Genomic DNA, 12,150 nt, shown 5'->3' with positions numbered 1-12,150 from the left:
TATGATCTCTCCTTTTACGCCCCAGAACCTAGAATTTCAACTTTTTCGACAAATTCAAGTTTTCTTAATTGATTCATGACTGTATTGATATCATCTGCCATACCAGCCGTACTAATGGATAGCGTGACATTCGCTCTTCCTTGCAGCGGAATCGTTTGGTGAATGGATAACACATTACAGCCAGAGTCAGCCACAATTTGAAGCAGTCTTGACAAAGCCCCAGACCGATCCTCAAGGTGGAAAAACAATGTGATGATCTGCTCTTTCACCATCGTATAAAATGGAAAAACAGCATCTCTGTATTTATAAAAAGCACTGCGGCTTAAATCCGCTTGTTGAACAGCATCGGCAACTGAATCCGCTTTTTTGCGATCGAGAAGCTTTTTGACTTCAAGCGTTTTTCGCATCGCATCTGGAAGGACATCCTCTCTTACTAAATAGAACGTTTCTTCTTTCACCTGTTTTCTCCCCTTTTAAAAACGGGAGAGCCCATGGACTGGACCCTCCTTTTGATCAATCAATAAATTCAAATTCAAATTCAAGCAGACGAATGATGTCGCCGTCTTGTGCACCACGCTCACGCAAGGCATCATCGACACCCATTCCGCGCAATTGTCTAGAGAATCGTTTCACGGACTCATCTCTTGAGAAATCTGTCATCTTAAACAGTCGCTCAAGTGCTTTACCCGTTATGACAAATGTACCGTCAGGATCTCTTGTGATCTCAAATGGTGCATCTCCCTCATCAAACCTGTACATTACGCGGTTATCAGACAGTTCCTCTTCATTATAAAGCGGGAATTCCGGTGTTGTTTCAAGCTGATTGGCGATTTCAAATAAAAGCTCACGAAGCCCTTCTCTTGTGATCGCACTAATTGGGAACACTTTATAGTCATCCGTTAATTTTTCTTTAAATGCCGCTAGATTGTCAGCTGCATCTGGCATGTCCATTTTGTTCGCTACAATGATTTGTGGACGCTCAGTCAATCTCATATTGTATTGCTCAAGCTCTTCATTAATCGTCACATAATCTTCGTACGGGTCACGTCCTTCAAGTGCTGACATATCAATGACATGGACAATGACACGTGTCCGCTCAATGTGGCGTAAAAATTGATGACCTAAGCCAACACCTTCGTGCGCGCCTTCGATCAGTCCTGGCAGATCCGCCATGACGAAGCTTCGGTTATCATCTGTTTCGACAACTCCTAGGTTCGGCACAAGCGTTGTGAAATGATAATCTGCAATTTTCGGTTTCGCAGAAGAGACAATTGAAAGCAGTGTCGACTTCCCGACACTTGGGAAACCAACAAGTCCAACATCTGCAAGTACTTTTAATTCTAAGATGACGTCACGTTCTTTACCTGGCTCGCCATTTTCAGAAAGCTGTGGTGCAGGGTTTGCCGGTGTTGCGAAACGTGAATTTCCACGTCCGCCTCGTCCGCCTTTTGCAATGACTGCCCGCTGTCCATGCTCTGTTAAGTCTGCGAGTACCTGTTCCGTCTCTGCATCCGTCACAACCGTACCGGGCGGAACTTTGACAACCATTTCTTCCGCATTTCGGCCGTGCTGGTTTTTACTCATTCCGTGCTCGCCGCGATCCGCCTTAAAATGGCGCTTATAACGAAAGTCCATCAATGTTCTGAGTCCTTCGTCTACTTCAAATACAACATCTGCACCATTTCCACCATCGCCGCCAGCCGGTCCGCCTTTTGGCACATATTTTTCACGACGAAACGCCACCATACCGTTTCCGCCGTCACCGCCTTTAACATACACTTTAACCTGATCTACAAACATAACTTCCTCCGTTTCTCTGCATCACATATCTCATTCTTGCCTCAAACAAAGCTCAATCATGGACTCATGACTTGTCACATGAAATTGAACTACACTCATACATGGATAGTTTGCGTCATGAAACGCATTTAACGCATCCAAACTTGTTAATTTTCCTTTGAAATCAAAATATAAGATCACATCATTCTCTTCATGATCTGTTTGGAACGTGACCGTTAAATGATTTTCAGTTTTCTGGCAAACTGATTGATCGAATATCGAAAACAACTCCTGTGATACCGTTAGCAGCTGCGATTCATATGCTGATAAGTCTCGGGTTTCACCAAGCACTTCGTATTCTAAGGTGATAAAATGCGACTCCCAATTAAATGTTAGAAAGTAATAGGCCAATTGGGGAATTTTTAAATTTGAGAGTTTGGATTCATGCTGTGCTTCAATGACCATTTCTTCTATAATTTCAAACACACGGTCATATTTTTCTAATGTCAAGTTGCCCTTGATCAGCTGCAATTTATTCATCCAGTCATGTCTTGAACGACTGAGCAGATAGATCAATTCATTTGTTAATGCAACGTGAGTTAATTTTTCGTTTTGTTTACTTGATATCTCTTCCATTATCGCACTCCCAATCGTTTGGTCTCTCTTTTAGGAGTCTTATCATCAATATGTCTCCCTGAATTATAACAGAGAAGACAGCATAGAAAAACACTAGTTATGTGAGGAAAGGTTGTTTTTTCTGATCTATAGGAGAAAATGAGGCAAAGTCAGCAAACGTTCTTTGATATTGATGGAGTGCATCTCTTTTTCATCTTCGATACTACTTGTAAAAAGTGAAAAAAACTCCAGTCAATGACCGGAGTTTTTAGCAATTATTGTGCCGCAGGATATACGCTCACTTTTTTACGGTCACGACCGAAACGTTCGAATTTAACTGTTCCGTCGATTTTAGCGAAAAGAGTGTCGTCGCCTCCGCGTCCAACGTTTTCACCTGGATAGATTTTCGTTCCACGTTGACGATAAAGGATAGAACCACCAGTTACGAATTGACCATCAGCACGTTTAGCGCCTAAACGTTTAGACTCAGAGTCACGTCCGTTCTTTGTAGAACCTACCCCTTTTTTAGATGCGAAAAATTGAAGATCTAATCTAAGCATGAAGTTCACCTCCTATTTTTTTGTAGATATTCTCACATAATCGTGATAATCTCGTTCGATTGTTTCTAAGGAAACGACCATGCCTTCTAAAAGCAGCTGGGCTTTTTCAAAGGATACTGGATCTGTATCAGCCGGCAATTCAAAAGAGAAATAGCCGCCTTCCTCGCCAATATCAAGCAGCGGGTCCAATCCTGTCAGTGCAATAATTGAATTGACTGAACCGAAAACAACAGCAGATACTCCTGCACAAACGAGATCCTGACCTTTTTCAGCAAACTCGGCATGTCCAGTCATCTGAAAAGACGTAATGCTTTCATCTGCTGCCGACCGAGTAATGGTTGCTTTGATCATATCACTCACACGCCTTAAGCGTTGATTTTTTCGATAACAACTTTAGTGTAAGGTTGACGATGACCTTGTTTCTTGTGGTTGTTTTTCTTCGGTTTGTACTTGAACACAGTAATTTTCTTACCGCGACCTTGTTTTTCAACTTTAGCCGTTACTGTTGCTCCAGCAACTGAAGGGTTACCCACTTTGACAGTGTCTCCGCCGACAAACAATACGTTTTCAAAAGTTACTGTTTCACCTGCTTCAGCAGCTAGTTTTTCAACATAAACAGTTTGACCTTCTTCAACTTTTACTTGTTTACCACCAGTTTCGATAATTGCGTACATCTCTGCACCTCCTAATAAACTCAGACTCGCCGAATACAGGGGGCCTTAGGCTCTTTACACCTGCTTCGCGCGGTTGTAGCACGGGTGCTACATATCCATAACATTAAAAAATATATCAAATTAGACGCAGAATGTCAATGTATTTTCATCACTAGTACGGCAAAAGAAGCTCTTCCATTGAGGAGGTGGTTCTTCGATCTGAAAAATACGCATGAAGCAGTTCATTTTCGTCAAGCTGGCTCATTTTCACGCCATCTCTTTCAATAATAATCGGATGCTTACAGCCTCTTTGGAATCGCGCCATGACTTCATATACTTTTTCCTCAGCGCTCGCTCTCAGCGGAATCAGCTTTTCTACCTTTTGCTCTTTTTTACCGTAATAACGTTCTAGTAAAAAACGAACCCTGACATAATGCCGCTGCCGGTACTCCATCACGAGTGAATAGGCTAAAAAAGTGAGCAGCACCCAGCCGTTGAATTGAAGCGGCGCAAACAAAAGTAATCCGCCTGTCAACAGACTAAAAAAGACAAGGGAGCCTTTTATGGCAAGGGCATGTGCACGTTGGAAAGGGTAATATGCTGATAAGAGCAAAAAGAATAATTTCCCGCCATCTAGCGGCCAAATCGGCAAAAGATTCACAAGGAAAATCGCCATATTATAAAAAGTGAACATCGTAAAAATGTCGTGTGAAATAAAAGAAGCTTCCATGAAAAACCATGCCATAAGCTGGAGCGGTACATGCTGGAGCGGCCCGTATAAAATGACCGCCAGCTCTTCCTTTAGCGGGCGGTTCCCATGCTCTTCTACTTCTACCGCTCCGCCAAACGGGAGTAGAAAAATCCGCCGAATGCGCCAATGATAATAGCAAGCAGCCGCTGCATGTCCAAGCTCATGGACAAAGACGATAATGAGCAGACAAAGCAGCGGCTTGATTTGACCAGAGAGGATCGCAAACGCCATCACAATCCACAGCAGCGGATGAATGTGAATTTTCGTCAGCATGACCAGCCATCTATTCAAAGGTCATCACCTGAATAGGATCGATAAACTGTTCATTTTGCTTAATGGCAAAGTAATACGTGCCCTTTCCTTGATCATCCAGTGAGATCTGGCCAATTTTCTCACCCTTATCGACAAAATCGTATAAGGCCACATTGGCTTCCTTTAATTGACCGTACCAGCTATAGCTGTTATCCGCATGCTGCACGACCACTGTCAGCCCTGTGTCACTTTTCTTTTTCACTTCTACTACATAGCCTTCCTTCATACTGTCAATCGCTTCAGCCGATGTTTCGATTTTGACTCCTGCTCCATTTTGCGTAAAGGATTCCTGTACTTTTCCAGAAGCAGGTACGGCCAGTTCTTGGTTCGCTTGTACATCTTTTTGGTCTTCCTTTTTGTCTGTTAAAAAGGCAAGGGGGTTTCCAACTGTTTTCTCAAACCAGCGATTGGCAGCAGCAAATTGAAAATCTTGCTCAAAGGTCTGCGTAATGATCGGCTTCAGCTGCTGAAACGGCCCTGCCTGACCTTTAAATGAAATGGCTACAATCAACACAAGAGACGCAGATAATAAACATTTCAGCACAAAGGCATTGGGGTTAAATAGCGGATGCTGATATTTCTTCGGCTGATGAGACGACAATTCAAAGGAAGACGACCCTGAATGCTTTTCTTCCTCTGTCAGCATGACCCATGGAGGGATATCCTTTTTTTTCTTAAAAGTCGTCTTCTTAGATGGAGCAGCTGACTGCTTCGTTTTGCGGCGCTGCGCGATTTTCTTTCGGTACTCGTCCACTCTTTTCATGAGATCACCCTTTACATACAAACAGTTTGTACATTTTATGTGGCGACCTCATCTGATATGCAACAAAAAGACCGATTCTGATCGAATCGGTCTCATCTTACATGAATGCTTATTAAGCTCTTACACCAAAAAATGCTTTCAGCTTAGCAAACATTCCTTTGTTTTCATCTTCAAATGATTGAAGTGGAACAGATTCGCCTAGTACGCGGCGGGCGATATTACGATACGCAATCGAGACTTTATTTTTAGCATCCATGACAATCGGTTCACCATTGTTTGAAGCCTTAATCACGTCATCATCATCAGCGACAATGCCAAGAAGATCAATCGATAAGTGATGGACAACTTCATCCACATCCATTGAATCGCCACTTTTCGCCATGTGTGTACGAATACGGTTGACAATCAAACGAGGTGGTTCGATATCTTCTTGTTCTAACAAGCCGATGATACGGTCGGCATCTCTTACAGCTGAGATCTCAGGCGTCGTCACGACAATTGCCTTATCTGCACCAGATACAGCATTTTTAAAGCCTTGCTCAATTCCAGCAGGGCAATCAATGACGACATAATCAAAGTCTTGTTTCAATGATTGAATTAATTCTTTGATCTGCTCTGGTTCTACAGCCGTTTTATCGCTTGTTTGAGCAGCGGGTAAAAGATACAAAAGATCCTCGAAACGCTTATCTTTTACAAGCGCTTGGTGAATTTTACATCTTCCTTCTACTACATCGACTAGATCATAAATAATGCGGTTCTCAAGCCCCATCACGACATCTAAATTCCGAAGGCCAATATCGGTATCAACTAGACACACCTTTTTCCCTTGAATTGCTAGTGCTGTGCCTAAGTTTGCAGATGTTGTTGTTTTGCCAACGCCGCCTTTTCCTGAGGTAATCACAATAGCCTCGCCCAATTTCACATTCCTCCCTCAAGCCTTGTCAGATTAGGTCTTATATGAGCCAATTGCTGCAGGCGTTCAATGATCATGTTGCCATCTATATCTAAATAAGCACATTCCATTTCATTTCCATCTTCTTTTTGATCTGGTGCACGGTTAAACACTTGTGCGATACGAAGCTGTGTTGGAATCATACGAGATGCCGCAATGACAGCTTGTTTATTCCCATTACATCCAGCATGTGCCACGCCTTTTAAAGCACCGAGCACAAAAATATTTCCCCCTGCACGAATCGTTCCGCCAGGATTGACATCTCCTATTAATAAAAGATCTCCTTCGACATACAGCACCTGTCCAGAGCGCACAATTTTGGCTACAGAGGTAATGTCAGCCTCTGCTTTTAATCGTCTCGCCTCTTCAGTTGACATGACGTCACTTTCAATAGAGTGAATGACGAGATGTTCATTTTCAGAGACTGCTTCAGTCAAACGCATTTCCTGATCCTCTGTTAAATACCGAAAACCAAGCTTAATATGCACATTAACCTTATGACCTTCTCTTCCATCTGTATATTGCTCAAGTGAAAGAACCTCTCGCAAGCCAGAAAGAAGGTCATCAAACGAACAGTCATCATTTAACTGTAATGTTAATCCGTTTTTTGTACCTTTTATTGTCACATATTGCTGTTTTTGAGTTTTCAAGATGCTCACCTCAACAACATACTCATTTCGCCGTATTTGGACAAACTCCTGCTTTTATTCGTCGATCAGTCCTTGTTTCATGTTGATGAAAAAGAGCCTAAGCGGCACAACAAGTATGAGAGACGCAGCAGTATTTAAAAGAATCGTTGGAATAAAGCGTTCGATGACATACGTATTAAACGGCATAATCCCTGGTTGAATTGTCGCTTGAACGCCGTACACATAAAACTCCATCACGGAAACAGCAATAATCGACAGAAAGACGACCACTAACATATTCGTTTGCAAAACTTTAAAGGCTTTCGCTAGCAAATAGCAGAGCGCTCCAAAGCCAAACATATGAACACCAAGTATGCCTGTATACGAAATATCATATAAAAGTCCAAAGATAAAACCGAAAATCACACCATATTTTTGATTCACAAACGCCGTCATAAATACAAGTGCGAGTAAGATGAAATGAGGAGCTAAAATTTGATTGTCTGAAACAAATGGGAGCTTCACTAGATCGACAAAAATACTGTCAAATACGAAGATAAACAACATGACGAAAGCAAGAAGGACACGTCTCACGAGCCTTCCTCCTTCGTCAATTCAGATGCATCTGCCGTACTTGAGCTGCGATTCACCACAATCACACGGTCTAAATTGTTAAGTTCAGCCGCTGGTTCTACATAAATGATTTTTGTCAGGCCGTAATGATCTGGCTCGATTTCACTCACCTTACCAATCGTCAAGCCTTGAGGGAATACGCCCCCTGCTCCAGATGTTTCAACAAGATCTCCTTTTTTGACATCTCCATCTGCATCAGATTTCAGAATATTCATTGTCAGCATTTTTTTCTTACTGTCATAGCCGTTAATAATTCCGTTGAGTTCTTCTTTGCCCTTTTTCGCAAAAATTTTCGTTGAAATTCTATTATTTTGGTCAGTAGAGCTTAGCAACCTTACAGTCGAAGTAAAATTGTTGAGCTTATCACTTTCAATTTTCCCAATTAACGCACCACTCTCATTTGTGACCGCCATATCTTTGTCAACGCCTTGTTTTTTCCCTTTATCAATCATGATAAAGCTATCCCAAAGGGACGGGTTTCTCGCGATAACCGTTGATAGAATTGGCGTATAATCACGAATAGAGTTCACATAACCGAGCTGCTTGCGTAGCTTTTTGTTTTCATCTTCTAGTTCTTGTAGTTTCGCCTCATATTGGGTTTGTCCATCAAGTTTTTTTCGAAGACGTTCGTTTTCATCGTATGTGTTCTTTAAATCTTGTACATTCCCATAAATACCGGCAATAAATTGTGATGGTTTATGAAAGACACCTTGAAAAAAGCCTGTCGTATCCCCCACTAATTTTTCCGGCCATGAAGCACCTCTGCCGCTTTTCACTGAAAAACCAATCATGGCCACCAGTACGATGACACAGACAAGGAGCAACATTAATCTTTTATTCATAAAAAACTGCGGCATGTCTTACACCTCTTTATTTACGCCCGATTATCGATTATCTTTTGATTTTCCTTTGAACAAATGAATATGCTCTAGTGCTTTTCCTGTTCCGATCGCCACACAGTCAAGCGGATCTTCAGCAATAATAACTGGCATCTTCGTTTCATCACTAATGACTTTGTCAAGATTACGAAGCAATGCACCGCCGCCAGTTAAGACGATTCCACGGTCCATAATATCTGCTGCCAGCTCAGGCGGAGTTTTTTCAAGTGTCATTTTCACCGCATCAACAATTGTTTCCACTGTATCACGAAGCGCTTTTGCAATCTCATCTGCTGTAATCGAGATTGTTTTTGGCAGACCAGTTAAAAGGTCACGGCCCCGAATATCCATTTCATCATGCACATCAGGCTGCGCAGAACCAATTTCCATTTTAATAGCTTCTGACGTACGATCACCGATCATCAGGTTATACGTTTTACGGATGTAGCTGCTGATCGCATCATCCATTTCATCTCCTGCCACGCGGATTGATTGTGATGTCACAATACCGCCAAGAGAAATAATGGCTACCTCTGTTGTACCGCCGCCAATGTCAACAACCATACTTCCTGTTGGCTCCCATACAGGCAGGTTAGCACCGATCGCCGCAGCAAATGGCTCTTCAATCGGGTATGCGTCACGTGCACCAGCTTGTCTTGTTGCATCAATAACTGCACGCTCTTCTACAGCTGTAATACCAGATGGTACACATACCATCACGTAAGGTTTACGAGCAAAAAGCCCTTTGCCTTTTAATGCTTGATTAATGTAATATTTCATCATTGTTGCTGTCGTCTCGTAATCTGCAATGACTCCGTCTTTCATTGGGCGAAGTGCCACAATATTACCAGGTGTACGGCCAATCATGTTTCTCGCGTCATTTCCAACCGCCACTATAGACTTCGTATCAGTTTCCAAAGCTACGACCGAAGGTTCTCTTACAACAATGCCTTTTCCTTTAATAAAAACAAGCGTGTTCGCTGTTCCAAGATCTATTCCAAGGTCTTTTGTACCAATTCCAAACATATGTATGTATCTTCCTTTCTTAAACCAAAATTCCCTTTAGGGAAAAACTCATAAACTCTATTATATCGTAAAACATTGAAAAAAAAAGTGTTACAAATACCCTTTTTCCTTCAAACTCACAAATTTTTGATCACCTATGACCAGATGATCAAGCAGCTGTATTCCAATCAGCTTTCCACATTCAAAAAGTCGCTGTGTAACTTCAATATCTTCCCTGCTGGGCGTCGGATCTCCAGATGGATGGTTGTGCACACATATAAATGAAGCGGCCGATCGTTTAAAGGCTTCTTTGAAAATTTCACGCGGGTGAACGATCGATGAATTCAGGCTTCCAATAAACACGGTATGTTTATGAAGAACTTGATTTTTTGTATTGAGATAAAGACAAACGAAATTTTCCTGTGTCAAAAATCTCATATCTTCCATCACAAAGTTCGCTCCGTCTTCTGGTGTGCGGATCACATAGCGGTTATCCGTCGTTTGATGGTGTAATCTAGTGCCGAGTTCTAAAGCAGCTAAAAGAGAAATCGCCTTCGCCTTTCCAACTCCTCTAATCTTCGACATTTCTTCAATTGAGGCTTCTTTTACAGAGCGAAGACCGCCAAATGTTTGCAGAAGTCTTGCGGAAATTTGGAGAACTGATTCTTTTTTCGTGCCTGTTCTTAGAAGGATCGCAACAAGTTCATGATTTGACAAACTGCTGGGCCCGTATTTGATAAATCGTTCTCTCGGTTTTTCATCATGAGGGAGATGCTTTAGCAGCATAGGGAAATCGTTCAGGATGACCACTCCTTTTAGAATTCCTTCCTGTCTTCAAAAAGGGGTGATTCCAAAGGTTTCAAGCACTCTGACTGTTTTCGCAATAGGTAGACCGACAACGGAAAAATAATCACCATCTATTTTTTGAACAAACAGTGCGCCTTTCCCTTGAATGCCATAGCTTCCCGCTTTATCAAGGGGTTCGCCCGTATCGATATAGCGGTCTATTTCATTTTGAGTCAGCGTCCAAAATGTCACTTCTGTCTGTTCATAAAATGTTTCTTTTCTATTCTCTGACTGAACCGTGACACCCGTCAAGACTTGATGTGTCTTTCCTGATAATAATTGAAGCATAAAAGCCGCTTCTTTCTTATCTTTTGGTTTCCCAAGACATTTGCCGTCAATTGCAACAATTGTATCTGCACCAATGACCACAGCTTTGGGATTTAATCTTTGAATATCATTTGCTTTTTGTTCTGCCAACCATTGGACGTTCTCAGCAGGGGAAAGGTTTCGATTTATTTCTTCTTTTAAATGACTTGCTTGAATGTCATAAGAAAACCCTGCTAGATCAAGCAATTCTTTTCTTCTAGGTGATTGCGATGCGAGAATCAATTGGTTCATGTTTGTTCATCCTTTCAGGGTTTAGCCTAAGAAGTAAGATACCCATTCATCCTAGCAAATGTACATCTTACCGACAATTTACGAAAATTCATTTTTCATGTACCTTCATCATTATGTTGGATGCAAAAGAAAAAAACTAGTCATTTTTTGACTAGTTTCGTTTCTTAAAAAATGATTTTACGTATTTAATTGATCAAGCAATGCCTGCTGAGATTTCCATCCATTTTCAGCAGTTGGGTCATTTAAGAGCTGCACAGCTTTTAGCAAACTGCTTTTAGCCGGTGCATCCTCTGTTTTGGCACTTTCAAGCTCAGAAATTAGCTGCGTGACTTCCTTTTGATCCACTTCATCGCCTGCAATCACTTTGGATGATAATACAGATGCCTTTTCTATTAAACTAGTCAGCTCATCCGGCACTTGAAATGAGAGCTCCTTTCCTCCCCACGCCTCAAAGTGCTGATCAATCAATTTCTTCCCTACAGCGCTTGTCATCCCCTGCTCTGTCGCAAGCCCGGCAATGACATAATATCCATCATCCATGGAAACCTTTTTCCCAGCATATCCTGCATCTTTTAAACTGCCAACTAAGTCATCTGCTCCTTTTTCAGAAGAGAATTTCCCAGCCTGTACAACAAAGGTTGATAAACTGCCAGAGGCACTTTTTTCATCTTTGTTCTCTTTTGATTCATCTGTAGTACCTGCATTCGGCGCATCCCCGCCAGCTTTCATCGATGATTGATTTCCAGAACCAGATGCCGAGACACTGATATCTCCACCTGAAGGATTTGATGTACCATCTTGACTTAAACTAAGCGCAAACACCCCAAGGCCTGTCCCAAGAACGACCGCAAACACAATCGTTGTCATCACTCTCTTGAAGGGACCGCGATTTTTACCGAACTTCTGATCAAAGGAGCTTTTTTTCTTTTGATAAGGTGTGACGACTTTTGGATCAGAATGATAAATATGATCAGCAGCATCATCCCACTGGAAATCCTCTTCTTTCGGTTTAGACGAATCTTCCTGAGAAGCCGCTGTCTCCTGTTCCGAATGTCTCTTTTCCTCCCAATTCGAAAACGTCACTTGATCCTCTTGCTGTTTTGGCGGCTGATGATCATCTTCATGCACCATTTCTTCCTTGCCATTAATATTGACCTTTAGCCCTTGTTTTTTTGCCTGCCTCTTTTTCACTGTCATTCCCCGCTTTCTGACATGT

At 42.0% G+C, this 12,150-nt stretch carries 16 protein-coding genes and 1 other annotated feature; all 16 genes read right to left on the bottom strand.

Features of this window, described 5'->3' with window-relative positions:
* Positions 1 to 14 precede the first annotated feature (14 nt).
* On the bottom strand, positions 15 to 458 hold the full coding sequence (locus QRN39_RS07740; RefSeq protein WP_003216269.1) for an ACT domain-containing protein: 444 nt from the start codon (positions 456 to 458) through the stop codon (positions 15 to 17).
* A 55-nt stretch (positions 459 to 513) separates the two neighbouring features.
* Positions 514 to 1,800: a GTPase ObgE gene (obgE, locus tag QRN39_RS07735; RefSeq protein ID WP_003216191.1), complete on the bottom strand. Its 1,287-nt coding sequence runs from the start codon at positions 1,798 to 1,800 to the stop codon at positions 514 to 516.
* A gap of 30 nt (positions 1,801 to 1,830) precedes the next feature.
* Entirely contained in the window at positions 1,831 to 2,415 is a 585-nt protein-coding gene (locus QRN39_RS07730) for a sporulation initiation phosphotransferase B (RefSeq protein WP_003216825.1), read from the bottom strand.
* Positions 2,416 to 2,669: 254 nt separating this feature from the next.
* Positions 2,670 to 2,954: a 50S ribosomal protein L27 gene (gene rpmA / locus QRN39_RS07725; protein ID WP_003216586.1), complete on the bottom strand. Its 285-nt coding sequence runs from the start codon at positions 2,952 to 2,954 to the stop codon at positions 2,670 to 2,672.
* 12 nt (positions 2,955 to 2,966) lie between these two features.
* Positions 2,967 to 3,305 (bottom strand): ribosomal-processing cysteine protease Prp, encoded by a 339-nt coding sequence (locus QRN39_RS07720; RefSeq protein WP_003216478.1) that lies wholly within the window; start codon positions 3,303 to 3,305, stop codon positions 2,967 to 2,969.
* Between the two features lie 14 nt (positions 3,306 to 3,319).
* Positions 3,320 to 3,628, bottom strand: a complete 309-nt coding sequence (gene rplU / locus QRN39_RS07715) for a 50S ribosomal protein L21 (protein ID WP_003216781.1) — start codon at positions 3,626 to 3,628, stop codon at positions 3,320 to 3,322.
* Positions 3,629 to 3,640: 12 nt separating this feature from the next.
* Positions 3,641 to 3,713: a sequence feature (ribosomal protein L21 leader region), on the bottom strand.
* Between the two features lie 66 nt (positions 3,714 to 3,779).
* Complete coding sequence (locus tag QRN39_RS07710) at positions 3,780 to 4,649, bottom strand: M50 family metallopeptidase (protein ID WP_284906799.1); 870 nt, start codon at positions 4,647 to 4,649, stop codon at positions 3,780 to 3,782.
* Complete coding sequence (locus tag QRN39_RS07705; RefSeq protein WP_284906798.1) at positions 4,642 to 5,433, bottom strand: M23 family metallopeptidase; 792 nt, start codon at positions 5,431 to 5,433, stop codon at positions 4,642 to 4,644. The genes QRN39_RS07710 and QRN39_RS07705 overlap by 8 nt, the downstream gene beginning before the upstream one ends.
* A 112-nt stretch (positions 5,434 to 5,545) precedes the next feature.
* Entirely contained in the window at positions 5,546 to 6,349 is an 804-nt protein-coding gene (gene minD, locus QRN39_RS07700; RefSeq protein ID WP_003216504.1) for a septum site-determining protein MinD, read from the bottom strand.
* A gap of 2 nt (positions 6,350 to 6,351) precedes the next feature.
* Positions 6,352 to 7,035, bottom strand: coding sequence for a septum site-determining protein MinC (minC, locus tag QRN39_RS07695; protein ID WP_284906797.1), 684 nt, complete (start codon positions 7,033 to 7,035; stop codon positions 6,352 to 6,354).
* A 54-nt stretch (positions 7,036 to 7,089) separates the two neighbouring features.
* Positions 7,090 to 7,608, bottom strand: coding sequence for a rod shape-determining protein MreD (gene mreD, locus QRN39_RS07690; RefSeq protein ID WP_034661648.1), 519 nt, complete (start codon positions 7,606 to 7,608; stop codon positions 7,090 to 7,092).
* Positions 7,605 to 8,504, bottom strand: coding sequence for a rod shape-determining protein MreC (mreC, locus tag QRN39_RS07685; protein ID WP_050943652.1), 900 nt, complete (start codon positions 8,502 to 8,504; stop codon positions 7,605 to 7,607). The genes mreD and mreC overlap by 4 nt, the downstream gene beginning before the upstream one ends.
* Before the next feature lie 27 nt (positions 8,505 to 8,531).
* Positions 8,532 to 9,551 (bottom strand): rod shape-determining protein, encoded by a 1,020-nt coding sequence (locus QRN39_RS07680; protein ID WP_003216532.1) that lies wholly within the window; start codon positions 9,549 to 9,551, stop codon positions 8,532 to 8,534.
* A 90-nt stretch (positions 9,552 to 9,641) separates the two neighbouring features.
* Positions 9,642 to 10,316, bottom strand: a complete 675-nt coding sequence (gene radC, locus QRN39_RS07675) for a RadC family protein (RefSeq protein WP_034620589.1) — start codon at positions 10,314 to 10,316, stop codon at positions 9,642 to 9,644.
* 48 nt (positions 10,317 to 10,364) lie between these two features.
* Entirely contained in the window at positions 10,365 to 10,934 is a 570-nt protein-coding gene (locus QRN39_RS07670) for a Maf family protein (RefSeq protein WP_003216355.1), read from the bottom strand.
* A 177-nt stretch (positions 10,935 to 11,111) separates the two neighbouring features.
* Positions 11,112 to 12,131 carry an SPOR domain-containing protein gene (locus tag QRN39_RS07665; protein ID WP_003216728.1) on the bottom strand — a complete coding sequence of 340 codons (1,020 nt, stop codon included), beginning with the start codon at positions 12,129 to 12,131 and terminating at the stop codon, positions 11,112 to 11,114.
* Positions 12,132 to 12,150 lie beyond the last annotated feature (19 nt).

Origin of the sequence: Bacillus sp. lyk4-R2A-2 (assembly GCF_030209735.1) — a bacterium.
In the GTDB taxonomy this organism is placed as follows: Bacteria; Bacillota; Bacilli; order Bacillales; family Bacillaceae; genus Bacillus; species Bacillus pumilus.
This window is presented reverse-complemented; position numbering and strand designations above follow the sequence as displayed.